Below are 23,469 nucleotides of genomic sequence, written 5' to 3'. Positions count from 1 at the left end.
TCTTGACGCTCGGGAAGATTTCTTCACCCGGAGGCGAGCTGGAGTTGTGACTGATGGCGCAGTGGTGGTCCCGGCCCGGGAGTAGCCTGGGGAAAGATCTCCCCACAACCCTCACCACGATCTGACCTCCGGGAGGATGTCCATGGGCCGCAGTCCCTTCGCCACGGGTCTGGACAAGAACCAGGCCAACCATGTCCAGCTGTCGCCGCTCACCTTCATGGAGCGCGCCGCCATGGTCTTTCCGCGCAAGAAGGCCATCGTCCACGGCGACCGGACCATCACCTGGGGCGAGACCTATGCCCGCTGCCGCCGCCTGGCCTCGGCCCTGGCCCGCCGCGGCGTGCAGCCCGGCGACACCGTGGCGGCCATGCTGCCGAACGTGCCCGCCATGTTCGAAGCCCACTTCGGCGTGCCCATGGCCGGGGCCGTGCTGAATACCCTCAACACCCGTCTGGACGCGGAATCCATCGCCTTCATGCTCAAGCACGGCGAGGCCAAGGTGCTGCTCACGGACCGGGACTTCGCCCCCACCATCCGCCGCGCCCTGGAGCTGCTCGAAGGTCGGGAGCTCCTGGTGGTGGACGTGGACGATCCCGCCGCCAAGGGCGACCTGCTGGGCTCCATCGAGTACGAGCAGTTCCTGCGGGACGGCGACCCGGACTTCGCCTGGCAGCTGCCGGCGGACGAGTGGGACGCCATCTCCCTCAACTACACCTCGGGCACCACGGGCAACCCCAAGGGCGTGGTCTACCACCACCGGGGCGCCTACCTCAACGCCGTGGCCAACGTCCTCAGCTGGAACATGCCGCCGCACTCGGTCTACCTGTGGACCCTGCCCATGTTCCACTGCAACGGCTGGTGCTTCCCCTGGACCGTGGCCGCCCTCACCGGCGTCAACGTCTGCCTGCGGCAGGTGGAGCCCAAGGCCATCTTCGATCTGATCCGGCGCCACGGCGTGACCCACTTCTGCGGTGCCCCGGTGGTCCTCGGCATGCTCATCAACTCGGCGCATCTCATCCCCGAGGGGCTGGGCCACCCCGTGTCCGCCGCCGTGGCCGGGGCTGCGCCGCCGGCCGCCATCATCGAGGGCATGGAGAAGCTGGGCGTCAGCATCACCCACGTCTACGGCCTGACGGAGACCTACGGCCCAGCCGGGGTCTGCGTGAAGCGCGAGGAGTGGAACGACCTGCCCCTTGGGGAGCGCGCCCGCCTGAACGGGCGCCAGGGCATCCCCTACCTCCTGCAAGAGGCCATGACGGTGATGGACCCGGCCACCATGGAGCCCGTGCCTGCCGACGGTGTGACCATGGGCGAGATCATGTTCCGCGGCAACATCGTCATGAAGGGCTACCTCAAGAACCCCACGGCCACGGCGGAGGCCTTCGCCGGCGGCTGGTTCCACACCGGGGACCTGGCGGTGCTGGAACCCGACGGCTACGTGAAGATCAAGGACCGCAGCAAGGACATCATCATCTCCGGCGGCGAGAACATCTCCTCGCTGGAGGTGGAGGACGTGCTCTACCGCCATCCCGACGTGCTGGTGGCCGCCATCGTGGCCAAGCCTGATCCCAAGTGGGGCGAGGTGCCCTGCGCCTTCGTGGAGCTGAAGGAGGGCGCCACGACGAAGGAGGAGGACATCATCGCCCACTGCCGGACCCACCTGGCCCGCTTCAAGGTGCCACCCATGGTGGTGTTCGGCCCCATCCCCAAGACCTCCACAGGCAAGATCCAGAAGTACGTCCTGCGCCAGCGCATGAAGTCCACAGACGCCCTGACCTGACCAAAGGGCTCCGGCCCCGCCGCACACGGGAAAGTGTGCGGCGGGGCCGGAATGGGGCAGGGACTTCGTCCGCTCAGAAACTGAGGTTCTGGGTGGTGGTCGCCCCACTGGTGACGGCGAAGGTGGCGCTGTGCACCGACCGCGTGAGGGTGGTGGTTCCGTCCGTGTTCAGGGTGCTCCGGAGCGCCTGCACCTGGTAGCTGCCCACGGGGATCGTGAGGAAGGCATAGGTTTCAGAGGCCGTTCCGACCGCCGTGTTGGCGGAGGCCACCATCAGGTTCGCAGTCCCCGAAAGGCCCGTGGGCAGCGGCTGCAGGAGGTAGACCGTGTCGCTCTGCGTGGTGGCGGCGATGGGGCTCAGGGTTCCACCCACGCCTCCGACGCCGAGCGCCAGAGTGAAGCTCAGGTTCGCGGTGGCGGTGGCCTGGCTGGTGGACAGGATGATGGCCCCACTGGCCTGGGCACTGTAGACGGCGGTGCCGACCACGGGCTGGCTCACCACATAGAAGGTCTGGTTGATGGGCAGGAGGTTCAGGGTGTAGGTGCCCGTGGCGCTGGTGATGGCGGTGCGGAGGAGCGTGACCTCACCGGCGGCATCGATGGACTGGGCCATGACCTCGGCGCCAGCCAGCGGGAGGCCCGCAGGGCCGGTCAGGGTTCCCGACACCGAGCCCGTGGCCACCTGCATGAAGCCGTGGACGACGGGGCGGAGGATGTAGCTCGCCGAACCCGTTTCGACGACATGGATGGAGTGGGCCCCATCGAAGTCGATCCAGACATCAGCGGTGGTGCCGGCCTGGACGGTGAAGGTCAGAGGGATCTTGATCCCACTCTGCATGCCCGAGGGGACCGTCAGGGGAACCGACGTCCCATCCGCCAGGATGAGGGTGTTCCCACTGCCCAGGACGAGGCGCAGCATCTGGTAGGTGCCCACGCCGATGGTGTGGTTGGACGCCAGGGCCTCCACGACTCCGCCCTGCAAGGTCAGCAGGTCTATGGTCTTGTTGGGGCTGGCCACGGTGATCCAGCCGCTGTCATCCGAGGTCCCGGACTGGTGGATCTGGACTGACTGGACGTTGAGGTTGATGGCCTTGTAGGCCGTGGTGGGGCCGTCCACAAGCGTCACCGAGACGGACCCGTTCGCCGAGCCGTCCGCCGAAGTAGAGCCGTGATCGCGGCCTCCACAGCCGGTGAACAGCAGGGCGGCCGCCGCCAGGGTGGCCAGCACTGACGTGATGGGGGTGAAAAGACGCATGACATCCTCCTTCGAGGGTTCGGGGTTGATAGGGCGAAGGTCCCGGCAATCGCAAGCCGCGGTGACCAGAAGTCCTGGGTCAACCCAATTGCACTTTTCGAGCCCATTGATTAAGTATAATTATTTTATTATTTATATTTACGGCTCTCACCTTCGAGGGAAGGCTGCCCGATCGATTTGACGCGGCCACGCCAGCCATTCCGTCAATTCGAAGGAGCGAGCTGGTCGCGATCAGGTCAGGACTCGGCCCGGGCCGGGACGGCCGGCGTCCGGAACCGCGCCAGCAGCAGTCCCGCGCCCAGGGCGATGCCGAAGGTGGCGAGCCACACCGCCCGGGGGCCCACCTTGGCGTAGGCCAGCACGCCCAGCCAGGGGCCCAGGGCCAGCGCCGCGGCGAAGCAGAGGGACAGCAGGCCCATGTATTCGCCGCGCCGGTCCGGCGGCGCCAGGGTGGCCACGGCGTCGCTCATGGCGGGGAAGAGGGTCATCTCGCCGAAGGTCCAGATGATGGTGGTGAGGATCAGCGTGGTAGGTCCCGTGGCCCAGGCCGTGAGGCCGAAGCCGAAGGCGAAGAACAGCGCTCCCAGGAGAAGCTGGCGGCCGTGGGGCCAGCGCGCCATGGCCAGGTTGAGGGCCACTTCCAGCGCCACGATGAGCAGGGTGTTCACCGTGAACAGCAGGCCGTAGAAGCGGCTGCCCAGGCCCAGGTCGCGCACCACCCACAGCGGCAGCGTGCCCTCGATCTGGAAGAACACCATCAGCATGGGGATGAAGGGCAGCAGCAGGAAGGCCAGGCGGCGGTCGCGCCAGGGGCTCGCGCCCGGCCCGTGGCCATGGGGCACGACGGGCCGGGGCCGCGCCTTCAGCAGCAGCCCCAGCAGGATGGCACCGGCCAGGGTGCTGAGGCCGTCGGTCCAGAACACCCAGGTGTAGCTGTGGTGGGCGATGATGCCGCCCAGGGCCGGACCCACAGCCATGCCGAGGTTCACGGAGAGGCGGTGCAGAGCGTAGACCGCCTTGCGCTGCTCAGGTGCGGCGAGGTCCGCCAGCAGGGCCATGGCGCTGGGCCAGAAGGCCTGCGTGAGGCCCGCCCAGAGGAAGATCAGGGCGAAGAGCACCGGTTTCGTGGTGGCGAAGGGGATGACCAGCAGCAGGGCGCCGGAGGTCCACAGGCTGGCCTTCAGCACGTGGACATGCCCCAGCCGGTCCGCCAGCCGGCCCGCGAAGGGGCCCGCCGCCAGGGCGCCGGCTCCGTAGACCATCATCCCGAAGCCCGCCTCCTCCGGCGTCCAGCGGCGGCCCTGGGTGAGGTAGAGCACGAGGAAGGGCAGGGCCATGGTGCCCAGGCGGTTCACCAGGGTGCTGGCGCAGACCAGCCAGACTTCGCGGGGGAGGCCGCGGAGGCCTTTCCAGGGGTTCATGCCTGGCGGCCCGCCCGCGGGCGGCCGCTGCGGCACCACTCGCTCCAGCTGCCGACATAGAGGGCGGCGCCAGGGAGACCGGCGACCTCCAGCGCAAGCAGGGTGTGGCAGGCGGTGACGCCGCTGCCGCAATGGACGGTGAGACGGTCCACGGGCAGGCCGGCCAGCAGGGCCCCGTACTGGGAGCGGAGCTCCTCGGGCGGCTTGAAGCGGCCGTCGGGCTGGAGGTTGTCGGCCCAGGGCAGGTTCACCGACCCGGGGATGTGGCCCGCCACGGGATCGAGGGTTTCGCTGTCCCCGCGCCAGCGCTCCGCGGCGCGCACGTCCAGGAGCTTGCGCGTGCCGTCGCGGCGGATCGCCTCCACGGCCTCCGCGTCGGCCATGGGCAGGCGCCAGCGATCCGCAGGGTAGGGATCCCGCGGCTCCGGAGCCGGGACCTCCGCCGTCAGGGTCAGGCCGGCTGTCAGCGCGGCCGGCAGGCCGCCGTCGAGCACGGCGACGCGTTCGTGCCCCAGGGCCCGCAGCATCCACCAGAGCCGCGCCGCGGCATTGCTTCCGCCGGCGCTGTCGTACGCCACCACTTCAGTGTCGGGTCCGATGCCCCAGGCGCCCACCTGGGCGGCGAAGCGGTCCAGGGGCGGCAGGGGGTGGCGTCCGCCCCGGGCCGGGTCGTGGCCTGGGTCGGAGGCCGTGCTGAGCTGGCGGTTCAGGTCCGCGTGGAGGGCGCCGGGGAGGTGGCCGGAGGCGTAGCCGGCCGGGTCCTGGCGGACGTCGAGCAGGCGGACCGAAGCGAGGTGTTCCCGGAGGTGGGCGGCGGAGAGCAGCGGCATCCGAGCAGTATGAAGCGGCTGGCCGGGGCATTAACCTGAAGACTTGATGATCGCTCCCGGGTCCCCGTGGCCCGGGGCAGACGGGAGCCCCCATGTCCGATGCCTATGTCCCTGAATCCCGCTGGCGCACCCTCGGCGCGGCGGCGCTGGTGGGTGGGGGCCTGCTGCTGGTGGGCCTGGTGGCCTTCCGGGGCCTCTCCGGTCGTGGTGGCGGTGCCCCCGCGGGGGCGGATGTCCGCAAGGTGGCCTTCCGTGACGCGGAGGGCGCCCGGCGCACCCTGGCGGACTATCGGGGCAAGGTGGTGGTGGTGGACGTGTGGGCCACCTGGTGCCCGCCCTGCCGCAAGTCCCTGCCGGAGGTGGCGGAGCTCCAGAGGTCCGGCGGTGACCGCTACGTGGTGCTCCCCATTTCCGTGGACCGGGGCGGCTGGGAGGATGTGAAACCCTTCCTCGCGAAGAACCCGCAGCTGGGCCTCACGGCCTACCTGCCGGACGGGGCGGAGGGCCTGGAGCCCTTGGGGGAGATCCGCGGGATCCCCACGACCTTCATCATCGACCGCGAGGGCCGGGTGGTGAAGAGCTGGGCGGGCTACGGCGAGGGCATGACGAAACGGGCGCTGGACGAGGCCCTGAAAGGGCACTGACATGGCCGCTTCGCCGGCCCCGGTGGAGGGCTGGGCCGTCTGGGCCCGACCCCTGGGCTGGCTGGCGCTGATCGCCTTTGGTCCTCTGGCGCTCCTGCCCACACCGCTGTCTCTCCTGGCGCGTGTCTGGATCGTGCTGCTGATCCTTGGGGCCTGGACCATCCTTGTGGCCGCCTTCATCGGCGCCCTGGCCGGGGCGGCCACGCCGGTGACGGTCTGGCTGGAGCTTCACCTCCGCGCCTGGGTGGCCCGCTTCGCGCCGGATCCGGAAGCCCTCTGGCTCCACTGGGCCCGGCAGGCCCACCGCATGGACCAGGCGCACCGGTGCCTGGACCGGGCCGTGCGCCTGGGCGGGGCCGAGGCCCTGTTCCAGGAGGGGCTGGTCTTCCTCGAAGGAGGCTTCGGCGCCGGGGGGCAGGCCACCGCCGTGGCCCGCCTGCGGCAGGCGGCGGAACGGGGCCACCCGGAGGCCGGCTTCCGGCTCGCGGAGGCCCTCCGGACGGGCCACGGAGTCCTGCGGGATCCGGCCCAGGCCGCGGCCTGGTACCAGCGGGCGGCGGCAGCGGGATGCGGGGCCGCGGCGGCCTGGCTGGCCCGAGCCCATGCCGAGGGGGATGGCGTAGCCCAGGATGGAGAGCAGGCCCGCCGCTGGGCCGAGGCCGCGGATCGCCTGCGTCCCCACCCGCCTCTGAGCCGCAGCCTCCTGCGGCACGATGCGGCTCCGGAAGATGCGCTGATCCGGCTCGGCGCCCAGGTGGCGGACCGGGTCGGGAGGGCGGCGGAGCGGGTGGTGGCCCGCCGGGCGGGGCGCTGGGCCCTGGGGCTGGGGACCGTGGTCCTGGCCTGCCTGGCCCTGGGTACGGCCGCGACCCTCTTCTGGGCCGGGTCCTCGGGGCTCTTCCACCTGCCCCTGATCATGCTGGGGCCGCCGGCGCTCCTGCTGGCCTGGCAGGCCTGGCGGTTGCGCCGCGAGGGGCCGCGAGGCGGGCGGGACCGGCTCCGGGAGGCGGCGGAGGGCGGCGATCCAGAGGCCTGCTACCGCCTTGGGCTGGCCTACCGGCAGGGGAGCGCCCGCCTGCCCAAGGATGACCTCAGCGCGGCGGTCTGGTTCCGCCGGGCCGCGGAGGCGGGACACCGGGAGGCCATGGCGGCCCTGGGCGAGGCCTATCTGGGAGGCCATGGCGTCATGCGCGATCCCCGCGAGGCGGCGCGGTGGGCGGAAGCCTCGCGCCGGGAGCCCGCTAGCCCCTGAGCAGGGAGGCCACGGACGCGACCACCTGGTCCGGCGCGGCATCGCTGGGCAGGCAGGGGTGGTCGCCGGGCACGGCGTCGCCCACCCCCAGGAAGGGCAGCCCTGCGGCTCGCGCGGCTGCCAGGTCGTGCGGGCGGTCACCCACGTAGAGGTGGGGGCCCGGACCACCCTCCAGGGCCCGGCGCAGCAGGTCCGTGCGGTCGTGGCGGGGCAGGGAGCCCAGCCGGGGGATGGCCGGATCGATGCCCAGGGTGGCGGCCTTGAAGGCCAGCAGGTCCGGGGCGTTGCCCGAGACCAGCCAGACCGGGTGGCGCTCCGCCAGCCGGTGCAGGGCTTCGATGATGCCGCCATAGGCCACGGCCGCCTGGCACCCGGGTGCGAACACCGCCTGGAAGCGCTCCACGCAGGCAGCCTGATAGGCCGCGTAGCCGGTTTCATCGAGGCCGGAGCCGAACCGCAGGCGGTGCAGCTCGTCCACGATCTCCCAGTCGGTGGAACCCAGGCAGCGGCCGAGATCCTCCGCCGTGGGCGCGGTGCCCCAGAGTCCGCCCAGGGCCTCCCGCAGCAGCACGAAACCGGAACTGAAGTGGCCGAGGGTCCCGTCGAGGTCAAAGCAGAGCGGCATGGCCCAGGATCGCATGAGATGGCATCCTCGAAGGTGAGGATGGTGGTTCCTTGATCCGATTGGCGCTCCTTCTGGTTCTCTCCCTTCCCGCGGCGGCGCAGGAGGGCTTGCGGTACCGCATGCAGGTCTGGATGCGCGGCGAGTCCGCGCCCATGGAGACACGGTTCCGCCTACTGGCCACCGAGGGCACCACCAGCCACAACCGGGTGAAGAAGCCCCGCATGGGCGGCTGGCGGCTGGAGGCGGACCGCACCCAGGGGACGCCCTACTCCCAGGCCATGCTGCTGGGCCGGGCCGAGCGCCTGCTCTACCTGGCGGGGCCCTCGCCGCAGACCCACGCCGAGCCCATCGCCTTGCGCTTCGGCACCCGCAGCGTGCCGGTCTGGAGCGTGGAGATGCCCAAGGAACTGCACGCCTCCACCGTGCTGGTGGAAGTGGCCCCGGGGCTGCTGGCCCTCTGCGACCTCAGCGCCCGCTTCGAGAAGGGCGACCTGGCGCGCGTGGAGCTGCACCTCGAAAGCCTGGACGGCACCGGGTCCCTGGCCCCAGCCGAGGCCGGGACGGTGCTGCTCAGCACCCTGCGCGCCTGGGCCCAGGAGGCCCGACAGGACCCCGAGGACGGTGCCACGGTCCGCTAGACGCATCCGGCTGAGAGCGGTGGCTTTCGGCATCCGGGCTGGGGCTTCAGGCCCCCAGGGTTTATCCTGAAAGGCTCGGAGGGATCATGCCGTTCAGGGACGAGTGCGGAGTATTCGGGATCTGTCCCCAGACGGAAGCTTCGCGGCAGACCTACCTGGGCCTCTACGCCCTCCAGCACCGGGGCCAGGAGGCCGCCGGCATCTGCTCCGGCGATGCGACGGGGCTCCACCTGCACAAGGCCCTGGGCTACGTGGCGGACGTGTTCTCCGAGGCCGTGCTGGATTCCCTGCCCGGCGACGCCGCCATCGGCCACACGCGCTACTCCACCACCGGCGGCAACGTGGCCTCCGCGGCCCACCCCTTCCTCATCCACGGCCGCTTCGGCCAGGTGGCCCTCTGCCACAACGGGAACCTGACCAACACCGAGACGCTGCGCGCCGCCCTGATCGCCGACGGCCACACCTTCACCAGCCCCTCGGATTCCGAGGTGTTGCTGGCCCTCATCAACCGGGCCCAGGCCGACACCCTGGAGGATGCGGTGGTCTCGGCCCTCCGCCAGGCCGAGGGCGCCTACTCCCTGCTCGTCCTCACAGAGCACACCCTCATCGCCGCCCGGGATCCCCGCGGGTTCAGGCCCCTGGCCATGGGGCACATGAACGGCACCACCGTGTTCAGTTCCGAGACCTGCGCCTTCGACCTGGTGGGCGCGGCCTACATCCGCGACGTGGCCCCCGGCGAGATGGTGGTGGTGCCCCGGGATGGCAGCCCGCTGCGCTCCGTCTTCCCCCTGCCCAAGGTCCAGCCGAAGCCCTGCGTGTTCGAGCATATCTACTTCGCCCGGCCCGACTCGCTGGTGTACGGCAAGAGCGTCATGGTCGCCCGGCGCGAGATGGGGCGGCTGCTGGCCCTGCGCCACCCCGTGGAGGCGGATCTCATCGTGCCCGTCCCCGACAGCGGCGTGAGCGCGGCGCTCGGCTACTCCGAGCAGTCCGGCATCCCCTTCGACTTCGGCATCATCCGCAACCACTACGTGGGCCGCACCTTCATCGAGCCCAAGCAGAACATCCGCAGCTTCGGCGTGAAAGTGAAGCTGAACCCTGTGCGCCACCTGCTGGCGGGCAAGCGGGTGGTGCTGGTGGACGACAGCATCGTGCGCGGCACCACCAGCAAGAAGATCGTGCAGATGGTCCGCGAGGCCGGCGCGAAGGAGGTGCACATGCGCATCGCCTGCCCGCCCACCACGCACTCCTGCTTCTACGGCATCGACACCCCCAAGCGGCAGCACCTCATCGCCTCGTACATGTCCCTGAAGGAGATCGAGGGCTTCGTGGAAGCCGACAGCCTCGGCTACCTCGATCTGAAGGACCTCGAGGCCTGCATGGGCGATGACGGGCAGGGGTACTGCTACGCCTGCTTCACCGGCGACTACCCGGTGGTGCCGGAACCGAAGGCCTAGCCTGGGCTCACAGCACGGCGCAGCGGGTCGTCTCCTTCGCGCTGAAGGCCTTCCCCAGGGCCGAGCCCTGGACGTCCGCCTGCTCGTCCAGCACCAGCAGCCGGTTCTGGGCGCGCTGGAACCGGCGGCGGATGTCGATCTTGGTCCATACGGTGGCCACGAGCATCACCCGGGCCTTGATCTCGATGCGGTGGACCATGGCCAGGGGCAGGCCATCGGAGCCGATCCAGACTGTGGCCTCGTAGTCGGCCTTCTTCAGGTGGCTGCGGGCCTCGGCATCCAGGTCCAGGTCCATGGCCAGCTTCAACCGCCGGGCCGGCCGGCCCTCGTAGGCCTCGGCTTTCTCCTCCAGCAGCCGCGCCTTCTCCAGCTGTTCGAGGAGGCCCTCGGCGGGTCGCAGATCATCGTGGAATTCGCCGGAACCCTTCTTCGCCGCTCCCGGCTTGGCGCTCCCCTTCGCCTTCGCAGGGGCTGCCGCCGGGCGGGTGTCCTCGAGGATGCGGGTGCCCTCCGGCCCATCCTCCACCACGGTGGTCCGATGCTCGGTACTGTCCTTCCCGTCTTCCCGTTCGAGGCTCTCGGACTCGACCTTCACCCGCACCTTCGCCGGGGCCGGCAGGCCCTTGAGGGCGGCTTTCAGGTCCGTGAGGCCGTCGGCCTGGAGCAGAGAGCCGCAGAGGGTCAGGATGGCGAAGGGGAGGGCAGGGCGCATGGGAAGGCATACGGGTTCCGCCGGCAGCGGTTGAGCCGAGGGCATGGGGCCTATGATGGTGAGCCATGTGTCTCATCGCGCTCGCCTACCGCGCCCATCCGGACTTCGAGCTCCTCCTCGTCGCCAATCGCGATGAGTACCACGCGCGCCCCACGGCGCCGGCCGGTCCCTGGGCGGAGGCCCCGGACGTCTTCGGCGGGCGCGATCTGTCCCAGGGCGGCAGCTGGCTCGCCCTGTCGCAGCGGGGCCGCCTGGCCTGCGTCACGAATGTGAGGCGCATGGCGGTTCCGGATCCGGGCGCGCCCTCCCGCGGGGCCCTGGTGTCGGGGTTCGTCCGGGGAGACCAGGCGGCCCGGACCTTCTCGGAGGAGGTGGCGGCCGGGGCCATGGCTTTCGCCGGGTTCAACCTCCTGCTCTGGGACGGGTCCGAGTTGCGCTACCTGAACAACCACCCGCGGTTCGTGTCCCGGGCGGTGCCGCCGGGGGTGCATGTGGTGTCAAATGCGGACCTGGACACGCCCTGGCCGAAGACCGAGAAGCTCCGCCGGGCCATGGAAGCCTGGGTGGCCTCCGGGAATGGGGACGAGGGGCCCCTCCTCGCCGCCCTGGCGGACCGGGCGGTTGCCCCCGACGCGGACCTGCCCGACACCGGCGTGGGCCTCGACCTGGAGCGCCGGCTCTCGCCGGCCTTCATCGTCGGCCCCACGTACGGCACGCGCTGCTCGACGCTGGTCGCGCTCCGCCGGGACGGCTCGGCACGGTTCACCGAGTGGCGCTTCGACCCCGCCGGCCGGTCGGCCGGCCGCACGGATGCGCGGTGGGCCCCCGGGGCCGAAGGCTGGGTCCCATGAACGGGTCCGGGCCGTCGAGCTCCTCCCAGGGCCGCTTCGAGGACGGCCTGCGCTTTCTGGCCGCGGCCCTGGCCCTGGACATCGACCGCCGGCACAGCGGCGCCATCGTGTCCGCCGCCTGCGATGCCATCCAGTGCTTCCTGGCCGTCTTTGAGACGGCCGCCCAGCGCCACCTGCCCGATCCCGAGGGCGAGACCGCCAGGCTGCGGGGCCAGCTGGAGGCCCTGCTCACGCCCCGCCAGTCCCCGGAGGACGCGGCCCGCAACGCCCTGGAAGCCGCCCGCCTGGCCCGCGACCAGGCCGCCCTGCTGTTGCCGCGGCTGATGGACTAGAAGTTGGCCCGGACCAGGGGCACGTTCCGGGGCACGGGGTTGCCGCCGAAGCGGTCCACGGGCAGGGTGGCGGAGGCCAGGCTCACCGGCTCGGGCAGGTTGCCGCCGATGGAGCGGAGGAAGCGCCGGAGATCCTGCCGGAACCAGACGATGAACTCCTGGAAGGCCACCTGGCGCAGCTCCTCCTTCGTCAGCTCCCCCACCACTTCCACCACCGCCGAGGCGGATTCCGCCGGGGGATTGTAGGTCCGCCAGGGCCGGGTGCCGCCGTCGTTGTCCCCCAGGATCCGGGACAGGAAGGCGCGATCCTTCCCGGGTTCCGGCGCCTCTGGATGGGGCGCCCCTCCAGCCATCAGGCCGGAGACGAGGCAGATGCAAAGCAGGGCGCGCATGGTTTTGGAATGAGGTCACTGGAACGGAGGTTCCCAGGGGCCATCAGCTATCGGCGCCTGCTTCCACTGACAGCCGACAGCTGATAGCTGATAGCTTCTAACCCATGCCCATCGCGATCCTCGGACCCACGGCCTCCGGCAAGTCCGCCGTGGCGGTGGCCGTGGCCCGCCGGGTGGGGGGCGCCGTGGTGAACGGCGATCCCTACCAGGCCATCGCGGGCCTCGCCATCGGCACGGGCCAGCCGGACACGGCCGAGCAGGGCGGCGTGCCCCACCTGGGCTACGGCGACCTGCCCCTCTCGACCCGTCCCAATCCCAAGGCCTTCGGGGCCTGGGTGCGGGAGCGACTCTCGGCCTGTCGTGAGCCCGTGTTGGTGACGGGATCCGGCCTCTATCTGCGGGGCATCTGGGATCAGCTCAGTGACCTGCCGGAGGTGCCTGCGGCTCTGGTGGAGCGGGTGCGGCGCTGGGGTTCCGCCCTGGGAGCGCCCGTGCTGCACCGCTACCTGGCCGCGGTGGACCCGGCCCGGGCCGGGGCCCTGCATGCCAACGACAGCGCCAGGATCCAGCGGGCCCTGGCCCTGCACCTGGGCACCGGGCAGGCCCCTTCGACCTTCCTGGCGGGTCCGGATACGGCCATTCCCGCTGGTTGGCGGGTCCTGGTGGTCGCGCCCGGTCGTGAGCGCCAGCGGGAGCGGGTGGCGGCGCGGGTGGCCGCCCAGGTGCGGGCGGGCTGGCCAGAGGAGGTGCGGGGCCTGGTGGCCGCGGGCCATGTCGCGGACCTGCAGGCGTTGCGGCCCCTGGGCTACGCCGCCTGGATGGGGGATGGGGAGGCCGCCGGCATCCAGGCCACGGTGGTGCAGGAGACCCAGGCCTACGCCAAGCGCCAGGCCACCTGGTTCCGCAACCAGTTGCCCGGCGCGCCTACCTGGGATCCCGACGCCGAGCCGCTGGCGGCGGCCTTCGCGCGCCTGGGGCTGCCATGACACTGGTCGCCTGGTACGAGGGGCGCACTTCCCTGGACCTGCTGCGCGGCACGGACTGGGCCTGGATCGGACTGCGCTCGGGCGACGGCCTCAACCGCCTGCACAGCGAGCTGCTGGTGGCGCTGGATCGCCTGTTCATGGAGCTGCGCGCCGCCGGGGTGCGCCGGGTGGCCCTCAGCCACGCCGGCTGGATGGCGGGACGGGGCCATCACTTCTCGGCGGGCGCGGATCTGCACGAGGTGGGCGCCCTGGATCCCGTGTCGGCGGAGCCCTTCGCCCGACGGGGCCAGCGCGTGATGGGACACCTGCTCTGGCCCGGCTGGCGCACGCTCACCTTGATCTCGGGCGTGGCCATGGGCGGCGGCTGCGACCTGGCCCTCCATGGCCAGGAGCGCTGGGCGGTGGCCGCGGAGCCCACCACCGGGAAGGGTGGCCTCCGCCTGGCCCACCCTGCTGCGAAGCACGGCATCCTCACGGGCTTCGGAGGCACGGTGCGCCTGCCGGAGCTCCTGGGCCGCGAAGGCGCCGATCGCCTCTTCCGGCATTTCGAGACCTGGGGCACGGCCGAGGCGCTCGCCGCAGGGGCGGTGCAGCGCGTCCTCGAGCCTGAAGTGGCGTCGGCGGCGGTTCTCGAGTGGCTGGGGTCTACCGTCCCGCAGCGGCGATGATCGCGGGAATGGCCATGGCCGCGATGAGGCCGCAGCAGCAGAGGAGGATGAGGGGGGTCAGGGCCGCGCAGACGCCCCGCCAGGTGTCGGTCTTGTGCATGCGGGCCAGGCCCATGCCGATGACCACCATGCCGGCGATCTGAACCAGGAAGCCGATGTAGGGGATCAGTCCGCCGATCTGGATGAAGGCGGAGGCGTAGCCGTAGGCGCGGATGGTCTGGCCCAATCCCGCGCCGGGCTTGAGGCCGCCCCACATCCAGAGGAAGACGTGGTTGAACAACCCTCCGACGAGCATGCCCAGGAAGGTGAAGAGCGGCATGAGCAGGAGGATGGCGCCGAAGATGAGGGGCATGACGGCGGCGATGGTCCGGCCTTCGCCTTTCCCGGTCTGTTCCAGGGCGGCGAGGATGATGCCCATGCCCACGAAGAAGAAGAGGAGGGCCATGATGAGGAAAACCGGGATCGACAGCAGCAGCAGGAAGCGCCAGGGTGCGCCGAGGCCCTCGGTGGCGGGCACCCGGTCGAAGAGTTCCATGGGGTTGCTGAAGACCAGCCGGAACATGGCGCCCACCCGGGCCCAGAAGCCGGGGATGGCCTCGAGGTCCTCGAAGGGGATGGGGCGGAGGGGCGGCGCCTCCAGCGGCGGCGGCGCGAAGGCCGGGGGCGGCGGGGAGGGCGGCTCATCCAGCGGGATGATCGGGGGCAGGGCGTCGTTGGGGCCGGCAGTCTCGCTCATCCATCGCTCCGGGAATGCGCTCAAACCTATCACGCTCCGCGGAAGTCCCTGGGGCTCAAGCCGAGCTTTTCCAGGCGCGAAAGCAGGGTGGAGGGGGCCAGCCCGGCCAGGGCCGCGGCACCGTCCGCCCCGGCGATCTTGCCGCGGGTGTGGTGGAGCAGGCGCTCCAGGTAGGCGTGCTCCTGGGCCGCCCAGGTGAGGGGGCGCCCGGTCCGCTCGCTGCCGCTCCGGCCGGGCAGGGCCCCCGGGGGCAGGCGCAGCTCGCGGCCCGCCGAGAGGATCGCGGCGCGTTCCAGCACGTTGTGGAGCTCCCGCACATTGCCGGGCCAGGGGTAGGCCTCCAGCTGGTCCCGCACGGATGGGGGCAGGTGGATGGGGGGGCGGCGGTTGTCCCGGGCGAAGCGGTCGAGGAAGGCCTCGGCCAGGGCGGGGATGTCATCGGGCCGCTCGCGCAGGGGCGGGAGGTGGATGGGGAAGACGCTGAGCCGGTAGAAGAGGTCCTCGCGGAACCGGCCCTCGGCCACGGCCTTGCGCAGGTCCGTGTGGGTGGCGGCCACGAGGCGCACGTCCACCTTGCGGGACTTCTCGGCGCCCAGGGGATCGATCTCCTTCTCCTGGATGGCGCGCAGCAGCTTGGGCTGGAGGTCCAGGGGCAGGTCGCCGATCTCGTCCAGGAAGAGGGTGCCGCCGTCCGCCAGCTCGAACCTTCCCTTGCGGGCCGCGGCCGCACCGCTGAAGGCGCCCTTCACGTGGCCGAAGAGCTCGGATTCGATGAGCGTGGCGGGCAGGGCGCTGCAGTTCACCTTGATGAAGGGTTTCTCGCGGCGGGGTGAGAGGTGGTGGAGGGTCTGGGCCACCTTCTCCTTGCCGGTGCCGGTCTCGCCCGTGATGAGCACCGTGGCCACCGTGGCGGCCACCTGGCGCAGCTGGTCCAGGATGGCGCGCATGGCGGGGCTCTCAGCCCGCAGGGGCTCCTGCAGCACGTCGCGGCGCTGGACCTCCCGGAAGTAGCTGACCTCCTCGGCCAGGCTGCGCTCCCGCTCCGCCAGCCGCGCCAGGTGCTCGGCCTGCTTGATCCCCAGCGCCAGCAGCGAGGCGAAGACGCCCACATGGTGCAGCACGCTCTCGGGGTACTGGCGGCAGACCATGGCGTCGAGGGTCATGAGGCCGAAGGTCTCGCCCCGGCTGCGGAGCGGCGCCACCAGGCAGCTGTGGCCGTGGGGCATCTCCAGCAGGCCGTGGAAGGTATCCTCGCCCGGATCATCCTCCTCGAAGGTGGCGGGTTTGGAGCGGGGCTTGAGAGCGTGCAGGAGGCGCAGGTTCCCCCGGATGGGGATGAGGGCCTCTGCGAGCTGGGGCGTGGCCAGGGGTCCCACTGCGTAGGCCACCCGCAGGGCCTCGCCCTCGCGGAGCAGCACCGTGGCCAGGTCATAGGGCACCAGCTGGCCCAGGCGCTCGAAGGCGTGGGCGACCATGCGCTCCGGTTCCTCCCCGAGGGTGAGCAGGGCACCCGCCTCTTCCACCAGGCGGGCCCCGGTGAGGGCGGTCTCGAGCTCCGGCGCAGCCACGGGCACCTCCGGCTTGATTCTCGACATTTCGAGAATCGGGTCAAGCGGTCCGATACCTAAACGGGGTCCTAGTCCGAAAGGTATACTTCCTGGACCTGCAAGGACACGCTTGACCCCCGACGCCCCCCACTTCGGCTCCTACCGCCTGCTCACCCGCCTGGGCGAGGGAGCCATGGGCGAGGTCTGGAAGGCCCTGGACCTCCGCCTCGAGCGCGAGGTGGCCCTCAAGATCCTCAAGGACGCGGACGACTTGCGGCGCAAGGCCCTCATCGGCGAGGCCAAGCTGGCCTGCCAGCTCAACCACCCGAACATCGCCCACATCTACGACGCCGGTGAGGTGGACGGCACGCCCTACATCGCCATGGAGCTGGTGGAGGGCGACACCCTCCGCGCCCTGGTGGGCCGGCCCCTCGACGGGGCCGCCCTGCAGGACCTGGCCCGGCAGGCGGCCTCGGCTCTCTCCCACGCGCACCAGAAGGGCATCGTCCACCGCGACATCAAGCCCGAGAACATGCTCCTCACGGAGGACGGCCAGCTCAAGATCCTGGACTTCGGCATCGCCCGCCGCGGCGTCGAGGACCTCCCCCTCGGGCAGACCTCCCACCACATGACCCTCGTCGAGCGGACCGCGCCGGGGTACAGCCAGGGCACACCCGCCTACATGAGCCCCGAGCAGGCCAACGGCCAGCCGCTCACGGGCCAGTCGGACCAGTTCAGCCTGGGGGTGGTGCTCTACGAGCTGGCCTCGGGGACCCACCCTTTCCGCCGCCTCAGTCTGGTGGACACGCTCTATTCGGTGACGCGGGACGAGCCGAAGGCCCTGGCCGACCTCCGGCCCGACCTCCCCCGCACCCTCCGGGACGCCATCCACCGCCTGATGGCGAAGGCCGCCCAGGATCGCTTCCCCAACCTGCAGGCCCTGGCGGCCGGGCTCTCAGAAGACATCCAGACCGCGAACGTGCCCCACCTCAGCCTGTCGGTGGCGCGGCTCCAGCGGCCCCGGCGCCGGTGGCTCCTGGCCTCCGTCGCGGTGGTCCTGGTCGGCGGGGCGGCGCTCGGAACCTACCTGATCCGCCGGACGCTGGCCACGGGCCTGGGCGAAGCCCGGCGGGCCTCGCGCGAGGACTTCACCAAGGGACGGCGGGTGGTGGCCATCCTGCCCCTGGAACAGCTCCAGCCGGATGCCGAGCATGCCTGGCTGAGCAACAGCTTCGCGGACGCCATGGCCTACGGGCTCGTCCGGCGCGAGGACCTGCTGGTGGTGGACCGCCTGCGGGTGGTGGAGGCCATGAACGCGCTGGGCGATACACCCGGCCGGGCCCCGAAGGCCCTGGGCGAGCTGGGGCGCCAGCTCAAGGCCGAGCTGCTGGTGCTCGGCAGCTACCAGGTGGTGGGTGGCCAGCTCCGCATGGGCGTCCGGGTGGTGGACGCGGTCCAGGGGGCCACGCGGCACCAGTTCCAGCTGGACCGCCCCGTCGCGGACCTGCTCAAGCTGGAGGACGAGCTGCAGCAGCGGCTGCCCCAGGAGATGGGCCTGGGCAGCGATCCCGGCTCCCTGCGGGTCCAGGCCAAGAATCCGAGGACGCGGGAACTCTATACCAAGGCCCTCCAGGTCATTACCGACGGCAACCAGGAGTCGGTCCGGTTGGCCAACTCGCTGCTGCAATCCGCCATCGAGATCGAACCGGATTACGCTCCTGCCCGGGCCGAGTACGCCTGGACGCTGGCGGAGCTGGGCGCCACCCGGGCCCTGAGCCAGGGGCGCTTCGATGAGGGCCAGGTCCTGCTGCGCCAGGGGAAGGCCGCCGCCGAGGCGGCCATCAGCCTGGACCCCAGCGCCTCCCAGGCCTACCGGGCCCTCGGCTCGATCCTGCTCCGGCTGGGGGATCTGGAGGGGGCCAGCCGCTCGGCGCTCCAGGCGGTGCGCCTCGACCCGGCGGACCACAAGGCCTACGACGTGCTGGCGGACGTCTTCGCCGGCCTGGAGGGGGAGGACAACCACCAGGCCGCCCGCCGCTACTTCGAGAAATCGCTCTCGCTGTTCCCCGAGGGATGGCAGGCCCATCACCGCTACGGCGTGCTGCTGCAGAACGAGGGGGAGCTGCCGCTCGCCCTCCAGCACGCCGACCGCGCCATCGCCCTGCGGCCCGCCGCCGAGTACGCCTACGTCACCGCCGCGGATGCCCTGCTGTGGATGGGGCGCGCCCCGGAGGCCGAGATCCGGCTTCGGGCGGGGCTCCGCGAGGTGCCAGGTTCCAATGTCCTGCGCAGCCTCATGGCCTATGCCGCCTGGGATCACCAGGACCTCGGGACCGCCGAGGGCTACCTGCGCGAGCTGGAGGGCGCCTGGCCCGCCGACCACTCCAGCACGCAGCTCCTGGCGGGCTTGAAGAAGGCCGTGCGGGGCGATGCCGCCGGGACCCTGGCCGTGTTCGAAGCCTACCGGCAGCGGCTCCTGGCCTCGGACCTCGCCGCCAAGAAGCACAACGAGAAGCGGGTGCTCTCCGTGAACCTCTACTTCATGGCCCGCACGGCCGCCAAGCTGGGGGGGGCCGTGGAGGGCCGGGCCCTGCTGGACCTGGCCGACCGCCTGCACCCGGGCAAGCGCCGGGTGGCCCAGCAGGATCCCGTCTTCCGCTGAGCCCCGCTACTGGGTGCCGCGGGCCTCGGCCACGAGGGCCTGGATGCGGGTGCGGACCTCGGTCATGAGCGCGTCCCGGTTCGCGTGGGTGGCGGGTGCCACGGGCTCGCCCACCGCCACCACGTACCGGCCCGGACGCAGGCGGGCGCTGCCCGGCGGGAGCACCTCCCGGCCCCCCACGGTGGCCATGGGCACGATGGGCACACCGGCATCGATGGCCAGGGCGAAGCCGCCCTTCTTGAATGGCAGCATCTCGCCGGTCCGGCTGCGAGTCCCTTCGGGGAAGATCACCACGCTCTTGCCGCCGCGGATCTCGTCGGCCGCGTCGCGGATGCTCTTGATGGCGCGCTCCCGGTCGCCACGGTCGATGAAGATCACCCCCGCGATCCAGGCCGCCCAGCCCACGAAGGGCAGGTACTTCACTTCCTTCTTGGCGATGTAGACCGCCGGCAGCGGTAGGGCGCCGATGAGGACCGGCGGGTCCATCTGGCTTTCATGGTTGGACATGAAGATCACGGGCTGGCGCCCGTCCCGGATGGCCTCCGGCAGGTGCTCCCATCCCTTGAGGACGAAGGGGATGTGGCAGAACCAGGCCATGCCGCGGGCGTACATCGGCCCGATGGTGAAGAAGGCGCGCCGCCGTCCCAGGAAGGGGGCCGCCAGCAGGATGCCGATCACGACGGCCGGCACCAGGAGGGCGCCCCAGATGAGCATCACAACCGCGCCCCATCCCGTGTTCCGCCAGTTGGCCACGACGCCCCTCCGTGCTATTCAAGCTAGCAGTTCTGGAGGTTTCCCGTGGGCATCACTGAGCAGATCCTGGCCGACCACACCACCCGGAAGGACCACGACGGCGTCACCTGGTTCACGGCGGCGGATCTGGCGCGGCTGGGCATCCACGACCAGCTCTTCACCGTCATGCAGACCGTCCAGCACACCCTCCGCATGCGGAGGGCGCGCCAGGTGGTCGAAAGCCATGGCTGCACGGACCGGTGGAGTCTCGAGGACGCGCACTGATCCGCGAGGGGGATCAGGCCTGGACGCTGGACTCCAGGGCCACGGCGCGGGGGTGGAGGATCTGGTTCTCCAGGTAGATGTGCAGGTGCAGGTCCTCTTCCAGGGTCTGGAATCCGTCATAGAGGGCGCGGAAGGTGGCGCAGCCGTCCGCGGGCACGGTGTAGGCGCCGGTGAGCTCGCGCAGCTCGACCAGCAGGGCGCCCACGGCCTCGTGCTCCAGCTCCATGACACGGATGGGGCTCTGCACGGTGCCGAAGCAGGATGATCCCGACAGACCCTGCTCTAACTGACCGATGAAGGGAAAGAGGATCTGCTCTTCCTTCATCATGTGCGGCATGAGGTCGGCCACCAGGGCCCGGTAGAGCTCCCCCACGCGCGGCAGCTCGGGGTGCCGCTCCCCGTGCGCCCGGAGCACCTTCTCGAGCAGGAACTCCAGCCGGGGCATCTCCTCCCGGAGGTAGTCGTGGTGGGTGGCCACGATGTGCCGGGTGAGATCCGCGAGGGGAGCCTGGGCCCAGTCCCGGGGGGAGGGGATGCCCGCCTGGAAGGGTTCCAGTGTCTCCAGGCCCTCGAGGATGTCGGCCGGAGGCTGGTTCGCCACGCGGCAGGCCTCTTCGAGGCTGCGGTGGCCGCCGCAGCAGTAGTCGATGCCCAGTCGTTCGAAATAGCGCATGGTCTCGGGACGGGCCAGCACCAGCTCGCCCACCTTGGTGTTCAGGTCCACGTTCATGTCGGCTCCTTGGTGGGGAACGTCCCCGGGACTTCCAAGATGGGGCCTGGGAGGCGTGAGGGGAATCACATCTTGACTAAAAAGGTCTGATTTTCTTTAATGACTCGAAACTCATAATCAAAGTGCTTATTTTGCTTGTCTTAATCCACGGTGATGGACTTGGAGACGTTCTTGGGCGCGTCCGGATGGACGCCATGGTCCGCCACCGCCAGCCGGTCCAGGTACTCCATCTTCAGGACCGACATGCGGAAGGCCAGGCGCTGGAGCGCCACGGTGGCCGCGAACACGAAGAGGTTGGCGTCGCCGCTGGAGGGCACCTCGAGGTACTTGGACCAGTAGCGGTCCTGGCCCATGGGCCGGCCGGACACGGCCGCCGCCAGCTCCGGGTTCTTCTCCGCGATGAGCAGGATGTCGGCGCCGCGGATCTTGTGGGTGTGGATCTGGCTGATGGTGATGCGGATGTCGCGCTCCTCGCTGGGGCACACGAAGAGCAGGGGGTAGTTGGAGAACCGTGTCTCCACCAGCTCGGGCCAGGCCTGGAGGGCCTCGATGCCGCCGGCGAAGGGGCGGCCGTCCCGGCGCTGCTCGTAGACCTCCAGCAGACCCGCCAGGTCCTGGATGGAGAACAGGGTGTTCTTGCCGAGGATGGTGTTGGGCCCGTGCTTGAACTCGGCGGCGTCGTAGCCCTCAGCGTGGTTCAGCACCACCTCGCGGATCTTGAGGGCGCCTTCGCGGGCCAGGCCGATGAGGCCGGTGCCCAGGATGTGCAGCGAGGGCTCCAGGTAGAGGCGCTTCGCAGCCTCCTCCACATCGGCCTCGACCATGGCCAGCGTCTCGGTGATGAGATCCTTGGCCCGCTCCAGGTTCGCGGCGATCTTGCGTTCCGTGAGCGAGAAGGAGGCGGCCAGCACATAGAGGATGGCCACCTGGTTGAGGAAGCTCTTGGTGGCGGCCACGGCGATCTCGGGGCCGCAGAGGATCGGGAGGTAGAACTCGGACAGCTCCTGGGGGATGCGGCTGTTCTCGTTGTTCACCAGCGAGATGCGGCGCAGGGCGGGCACGCGGGCGCGCACGTCCGTGAAGATGTCCACCAGGTCCTTGGTCTCGCCGGATTGGGTGATGCCGAGGAGGAGGTCGTGGGGCTGGAGCGTGTTCAGGTACATGGACCGGAAGATGCCCGGGTTGCAGGGGAAGACAGCCACCCCCGCCAGGTTGTTGAAGAAGGTCCCGGCCACGAGGGCCGCGTGGTACGAGGTGCCCGAGGCCACCAGGAAGACGCGGCCGCCCTCCTTCTGGGCCTCGCGGATGGCCTGCACCAGGCCCTGGAGGTGACCCGTCACCCGGCGCCGCTTCTTCCACACGATCAGCAGGTCGAAGAGGGCCAGGGCCTCCAGGGCCTGGGGATCCAGGCGGCCCAGGTCCGCCAGCAGCTGCCGCTCGTCGGACACGGGCTGGCCCCGGTGGGCCCGCAGCACCTCGGCATGGGGCTGCACGCGGGCGGCCAGCTCCCGGTGGACCGGATCCGCCAGCAGGGCCGCAAAGGCCTTCGTCAGGGCCGCCTCCCCCTCGGCCTCGTACAGCGCCAGCACCTTGCCCACCAGCGCCTTGCAGAGGTCCTGGCGGTCCTCGAAGGCGGCGAACAGGCCCTCGGTCTCGGGGCTGCGGAAGTAGTACCGCAGCACCTCGTCCAGGTTGTCCGGCGTCGAGGCGATCTCCTGCTCCATGAAGTAGCGGAACGGGGCCCGGAGGCCGGTGTCGCGCACATTGAGCTTGGAGCGCTTGGGGCGGGGCAGGGAGAACGCGAGGTCCCGGCCCAGGGTGAAGATCAGGTACTCGCGCTCGGTGAACCAGATGCCCTCGCCTTCGGCCAGCGGGATGAGCAGGCGCGTCTTCGAAAGCACGGAGGTGAGGTCGCTCGACACCACCACGAAGTCACCATGGGCATCGCTGCCGATGCCCGCATAGAGCGAAGAGCCGGATTTCACCGCCACCACGCCGGGCACCCTGGGATCCGCGAAGGCGGCGGCGTAGGAGCCCTCCGCGCGGGCATCTGCCTGGCGGGCGGCGTCCATCAAGAGGAAGGCGCCGTCCGGAATGGCCGCGCCCAGCCCGGCGGCGGCATAGGCCGCGCGGCAGGTCGCGAGGGCCGGCGCGGGGCTGGCCAGGTTGGCGGCATAGGCATGTTCGGTGAGGTGGGTGATCATCTCGCCGTCGTTGTCGGAGACCACGGCGTGGCCCTGGGCCGTCAGGGCGGGCTTCAGCGCATCCGTGTTGGAGATGTTGCCGTTGTGGGCGCCCACCATCTCCACCTTGCAGCGCACGTGATGGGGCTGGCTGTTGATGTCCGAGACCGCGCCGTAGGTGGCCCAGCGCACCTGGCCGATGAAGCGCTGGCCGGCCCGCCGGTCGATGCCCAGCTCGGGCACGACGCGGCTGGGGGCGCCCACCTGCTTGAGGAGCGTGATGGCGCCGTCGCCGCTGATGAAGGCCGCGCCCGTGGAGTCGTACCCGCGGTATTCCAGCCGCTTCAGCAGCTCACCGGCCTCGTGCCCCATGGCGGCGACGTCTGATCCATAGCAAAGCGACACGATTCCGCACACGGTGGGACCTCCAACCCTTCATCCTCGGATGGAATCGCCGGTTAGGGAACGGGGTCGCTGCCCCCGCTCGTCAGCGGCGAGCAGCGGATGAGCCGCCAGGTGGTGAGCAGGCCGCCCCGCAGGGTGCCGTACTTCTGGATGCAGCCCAGGCCGTAGTGGCTGCAGGTGGGCGTGAACTTGCACTGGGTGGGCAGGTGGCCCGACAGCGTGGCCTGATAGGCGCGGATGGCGCCCCGGCAGATCCAGGCCGTGGGCTGGAAGCGCACGGGCAGGCAGGCCTCCAGCACCAGGAAGGCCGCGATGGCCGCCAGGGGGTGGGCCGCCAGCCAGTCCA

Annotated in this window: 23 protein-coding genes; 11 read left to right on the top strand and 12 right to left on the bottom strand. The window is 70.8% G+C overall.

The window, feature by feature from the left end; translation table 11 throughout:
- Nucleotides 1-142 precede the first annotated feature (142 nt).
- Nucleotides 143-1,780 carry an acyl-CoA synthetase gene (locus tag QSJ30_RS12755; protein WP_285609839.1) on the top strand — a complete coding sequence of 546 codons (1,638 nt, stop codon included), beginning with the start codon at nt 143-145 and terminating at the stop codon, nt 1,778-1,780.
- A 73-nt stretch (nt 1,781-1,853) separates the two neighbouring features.
- Here QSJ30_RS12755 and QSJ30_RS12750 read toward each other — a convergent pair whose 3' ends face one another.
- The 3 genes from QSJ30_RS12750 to QSJ30_RS12740 form a co-directional block, all read right to left on the bottom strand.
- Nucleotides 1,854-3,035: a DUF4382 domain-containing protein gene (locus QSJ30_RS12750; protein WP_285609837.1), complete on the bottom strand. Its 1,182-nt coding sequence runs from the start codon at nt 3,033-3,035 to the stop codon at nt 1,854-1,856.
- A gap of 236 nt (nt 3,036-3,271) precedes the next feature.
- Nucleotides 3,272-4,456, bottom strand: a complete 1,185-nt coding sequence (locus QSJ30_RS12745) for an MDR family MFS transporter (RefSeq protein WP_285609835.1) — start codon at nt 4,454-4,456, stop codon at nt 3,272-3,274.
- On the bottom strand, nt 4,453-5,286 hold the full coding sequence (locus tag QSJ30_RS12740; RefSeq protein ID WP_285609833.1) for a sulfurtransferase: 834 nt from the start codon (nt 5,284-5,286) through the stop codon (nt 4,453-4,455). The genes QSJ30_RS12745 and QSJ30_RS12740 overlap by 4 nt, the downstream gene beginning before the upstream one ends.
- Before the next feature lie 92 nt (nt 5,287-5,378).
- Between QSJ30_RS12740 and QSJ30_RS12735 the strand changes: the two genes are divergently transcribed.
- Both QSJ30_RS12735 and QSJ30_RS12730 read left to right on the top strand, forming a co-directional pair.
- A complete protein-coding gene (locus tag QSJ30_RS12735; RefSeq protein WP_285609831.1) occupies nt 5,379-5,930 on the top strand; it encodes a TlpA family protein disulfide reductase in 552 nt (183 codons plus the stop codon).
- A 1-nt stretch (nt 5,931) separates the two neighbouring features.
- Entirely contained in the window at nt 5,932-7,182 is a 1,251-nt protein-coding gene (locus QSJ30_RS12730; RefSeq protein ID WP_285609829.1) for a tetratricopeptide repeat protein, read from the top strand.
- Here the strand turns inward: QSJ30_RS12730 and QSJ30_RS12725 are convergent.
- Complete coding sequence (locus QSJ30_RS12725; protein WP_285609827.1) at nt 7,172-7,822, bottom strand: HAD family hydrolase; 651 nt, start codon at nt 7,820-7,822, stop codon at nt 7,172-7,174. The genes QSJ30_RS12730 and QSJ30_RS12725 overlap by 11 nt on opposite strands.
- A gap of 35 nt (nt 7,823-7,857) precedes the next feature.
- Here QSJ30_RS12725 and QSJ30_RS12720 point away from each other — a divergent pair, with 35 nt between their 5' ends.
- Both QSJ30_RS12720 and purF read left to right on the top strand, forming a co-directional pair.
- Nucleotides 7,858-8,445 carry a hypothetical protein gene (locus QSJ30_RS12720; RefSeq protein ID WP_285609825.1) on the top strand — a complete coding sequence of 196 codons (588 nt, stop codon included), beginning with the start codon at nt 7,858-7,860 and terminating at the stop codon, nt 8,443-8,445.
- Between the two features lie 86 nt (nt 8,446-8,531).
- Entirely contained in the window at nt 8,532-9,902 is a 1,371-nt protein-coding gene (gene purF, locus QSJ30_RS12715) for an amidophosphoribosyltransferase (protein ID WP_285609823.1), read from the top strand.
- Nucleotides 9,903-9,909: 7 nt separating this feature from the next.
- Here the strand turns inward: purF and QSJ30_RS12710 are convergent, their stop codons facing one another.
- Complete coding sequence (locus QSJ30_RS12710; protein ID WP_285609821.1) at nt 9,910-10,614, bottom strand: hypothetical protein; 705 nt, start codon at nt 10,612-10,614, stop codon at nt 9,910-9,912.
- A gap of 65 nt (nt 10,615-10,679) precedes the next feature.
- Between QSJ30_RS12710 and QSJ30_RS12705 the strand changes: the two genes are divergently transcribed.
- Together QSJ30_RS12705 and QSJ30_RS12700 are read left to right on the top strand one after the other, a co-directional pair.
- Nucleotides 10,680-11,465 (top strand): NRDE family protein, encoded by a 786-nt coding sequence (locus QSJ30_RS12705; RefSeq protein ID WP_285609819.1) that lies wholly within the window; start codon nt 10,680-10,682, stop codon nt 11,463-11,465.
- Nucleotides 11,462-11,797: a hypothetical protein gene (locus QSJ30_RS12700; RefSeq protein WP_285609817.1), complete on the top strand. Its 336-nt coding sequence runs from the start codon at nt 11,462-11,464 to the stop codon at nt 11,795-11,797. Before QSJ30_RS12705 ends, QSJ30_RS12700 begins: the two co-directional genes overlap by 4 nt.
- Here the strand turns inward: QSJ30_RS12700 and QSJ30_RS12695 are convergent.
- Nucleotides 11,794-12,189 (bottom strand): hypothetical protein, encoded by a 396-nt coding sequence (locus tag QSJ30_RS12695; RefSeq protein ID WP_285609814.1) that lies wholly within the window; start codon nt 12,187-12,189, stop codon nt 11,794-11,796. The two genes, QSJ30_RS12700 and QSJ30_RS12695, sit on opposite strands and share 4 nt — an antisense overlap.
- Nucleotides 12,190-12,293: 104 nt before the next feature.
- On the opposite strand from QSJ30_RS12695, the gene QSJ30_RS12690 reads away from it, so the two are divergent.
- Together QSJ30_RS12690 and QSJ30_RS12685 are read left to right on the top strand one after the other, a co-directional pair.
- Complete coding sequence (locus tag QSJ30_RS12690; protein WP_285609813.1) at nt 12,294-13,175, top strand: tRNA (adenosine(37)-N6)-dimethylallyltransferase; 882 nt, start codon at nt 12,294-12,296, stop codon at nt 13,173-13,175.
- Nucleotides 13,172-13,843, top strand: a complete 672-nt coding sequence (locus tag QSJ30_RS12685; RefSeq protein WP_285609811.1) for an enoyl-CoA hydratase/isomerase family protein — start codon at nt 13,172-13,174, stop codon at nt 13,841-13,843. Before QSJ30_RS12690 ends, QSJ30_RS12685 begins: the two co-directional genes overlap by 4 nt.
- Here the strand turns inward: QSJ30_RS12685 and QSJ30_RS12680 are convergent.
- Together QSJ30_RS12680 and QSJ30_RS12675 are read right to left on the bottom strand one after the other, a co-directional pair.
- On the bottom strand, nt 13,821-14,579 hold the full coding sequence (locus QSJ30_RS12680) for a YIP1 family protein (protein ID WP_285609809.1): 759 nt from the start codon (nt 14,577-14,579) through the stop codon (nt 13,821-13,823). The two genes, QSJ30_RS12685 and QSJ30_RS12680, sit on opposite strands and share 23 nt — an antisense overlap.
- A 29-nt stretch (nt 14,580-14,608) precedes the next feature.
- Nucleotides 14,609-16,174, bottom strand: coding sequence for a sigma 54-interacting transcriptional regulator (locus tag QSJ30_RS12675; RefSeq protein WP_285609808.1), 1,566 nt, complete (start codon nt 16,172-16,174; stop codon nt 14,609-14,611).
- Between the two features lie 82 nt (nt 16,175-16,256).
- Here QSJ30_RS12675 and QSJ30_RS12670 point away from each other — a divergent pair, with 82 nt between their 5' ends.
- On the top strand, nt 16,257-18,788 hold the full coding sequence (locus QSJ30_RS12670) for a serine/threonine-protein kinase (RefSeq protein ID WP_285609806.1): 2,532 nt from the start codon (nt 16,257-16,259) through the stop codon (nt 18,786-18,788).
- A gap of 6 nt (nt 18,789-18,794) precedes the next feature.
- Here the strand turns inward: QSJ30_RS12670 and QSJ30_RS12665 are convergent, their stop codons facing one another.
- Nucleotides 18,795-19,541, bottom strand: a complete 747-nt coding sequence (locus tag QSJ30_RS12665; protein WP_285609804.1) for a lysophospholipid acyltransferase family protein — start codon at nt 19,539-19,541, stop codon at nt 18,795-18,797.
- Nucleotides 19,542-19,586: 45 nt separating this feature from the next.
- On the opposite strand from QSJ30_RS12665, the gene QSJ30_RS12660 reads away from it, so the two are divergent.
- On the top strand, nt 19,587-19,805 hold the full coding sequence (locus QSJ30_RS12660; protein ID WP_285609802.1) for a hypothetical protein: 219 nt from the start codon (nt 19,587-19,589) through the stop codon (nt 19,803-19,805).
- Nucleotides 19,806-19,818: 13 nt separating this feature from the next.
- Here the strand turns inward: QSJ30_RS12660 and ric are convergent, their stop codons facing one another.
- From ric to yidD, 3 genes are all read right to left on the bottom strand, one after another.
- Entirely contained in the window at nt 19,819-20,535 is a 717-nt protein-coding gene (gene ric, locus QSJ30_RS12655; protein ID WP_285609801.1) for an iron-sulfur cluster repair di-iron protein, read from the bottom strand.
- A 140-nt stretch (nt 20,536-20,675) separates the two neighbouring features.
- Nucleotides 20,676-23,135: an SIS domain-containing protein gene (locus QSJ30_RS12650; protein WP_285609799.1), complete on the bottom strand. Its 2,460-nt coding sequence runs from the start codon at nt 23,133-23,135 to the stop codon at nt 20,676-20,678.
- Nucleotides 23,136-23,176: 41 nt separating this feature from the next.
- Complete coding sequence (gene yidD / locus QSJ30_RS12645) at nt 23,177-23,401, bottom strand: membrane protein insertion efficiency factor YidD (RefSeq protein ID WP_420798796.1); 225 nt, start codon at nt 23,399-23,401, stop codon at nt 23,177-23,179.
- Nucleotides 23,402-23,469 lie beyond the last annotated feature (68 nt).

The organism is Geothrix edaphica (genome assembly GCF_030268045.1).
In the GTDB taxonomy this organism is placed as follows: domain Bacteria; phylum Acidobacteriota; class Holophagae; order Holophagales; family Holophagaceae; genus Geothrix; species Geothrix edaphica.
The sequence above is the reverse complement of the archived record's forward strand: the minus strand, read 5'-3'. Positions and strand labels throughout refer to the sequence as shown.

What these genes read in the sequence shown, in the direction of transcription:
- QSJ30_RS12735 (WP_285609831.1), top strand. Translation starts at nt 5,379, where the DNA reads ATGTCCGATGCCTATGTCCCTGAATCCCGCTGGCGCACCCTCGGCGCG.
- QSJ30_RS12710 (WP_285609821.1), bottom strand. Translation starts at nt 10,614, where the DNA reads ATGCGCCCTGCCCTCCCCTTCGCCATCCTGACCCTCTGCGGCTCTCTG.
- QSJ30_RS12690 (WP_285609813.1), top strand. Translation starts at nt 12,294, where the DNA reads ATGCCCATCGCGATCCTCGGACCCACGGCCTCCGGCAAGTCCGCCGTG.
- QSJ30_RS12745 (WP_285609835.1), bottom strand. Translation starts at nt 4,456, where the DNA reads ATGAACCCCTGGAAAGGCCTCCGCGGCCTCCCCCGCGAAGTCTGGCTG.
- QSJ30_RS12680 (WP_285609809.1), bottom strand. Translation starts at nt 14,579, where the DNA reads ATGAGCGAGACTGCCGGCCCCAACGACGCCCTGCCCCCGATCATCCCG.
- QSJ30_RS12740 (WP_285609833.1), bottom strand. Translation starts at nt 5,286, where the DNA reads ATGCCGCTGCTCTCCGCCGCCCACCTCCGGGAACACCTCGCTTCGGTC.
- ric (WP_285609801.1), bottom strand. Translation starts at nt 20,535, where the DNA reads ATGAACGTGGACCTGAACACCAAGGTGGGCGAGCTGGTGCTGGCCCGT.
- QSJ30_RS12695 (WP_285609814.1), bottom strand. Translation starts at nt 12,189, where the DNA reads ATGCGCGCCCTGCTTTGCATCTGCCTCGTCTCCGGCCTGATGGCTGGA.
- QSJ30_RS12755 (WP_285609839.1), top strand. Translation starts at nt 143, where the DNA reads ATGGGCCGCAGTCCCTTCGCCACGGGTCTGGACAAGAACCAGGCCAAC.
- QSJ30_RS12730 (WP_285609829.1), top strand. Translation starts at nt 5,932, where the DNA reads ATGGCCGCTTCGCCGGCCCCGGTGGAGGGCTGGGCCGTCTGGGCCCGA.
- purF (WP_285609823.1), top strand. Translation starts at nt 8,532, where the DNA reads ATGCCGTTCAGGGACGAGTGCGGAGTATTCGGGATCTGTCCCCAGACG.
- QSJ30_RS12725 (WP_285609827.1), bottom strand. Translation starts at nt 7,822, where the DNA reads ATGCGATCCTGGGCCATGCCGCTCTGCTTTGACCTCGACGGGACCCTC.
- QSJ30_RS12685 (WP_285609811.1), top strand. Translation starts at nt 13,172, where the DNA reads ATGACACTGGTCGCCTGGTACGAGGGGCGCACTTCCCTGGACCTGCTG.
- QSJ30_RS12705 (WP_285609819.1), top strand. Translation starts at nt 10,680, where the DNA reads ATGTGTCTCATCGCGCTCGCCTACCGCGCCCATCCGGACTTCGAGCTC.
- QSJ30_RS12700 (WP_285609817.1), top strand. Translation starts at nt 11,462, where the DNA reads ATGAACGGGTCCGGGCCGTCGAGCTCCTCCCAGGGCCGCTTCGAGGAC.
- QSJ30_RS12675 (WP_285609808.1), bottom strand. Translation starts at nt 16,174, where the DNA reads ATGTCGAGAATCAAGCCGGAGGTGCCCGTGGCTGCGCCGGAGCTCGAG.
- QSJ30_RS12750 (WP_285609837.1), bottom strand. Translation starts at nt 3,035, where the DNA reads ATGCGTCTTTTCACCCCCATCACGTCAGTGCTGGCCACCCTGGCGGCG.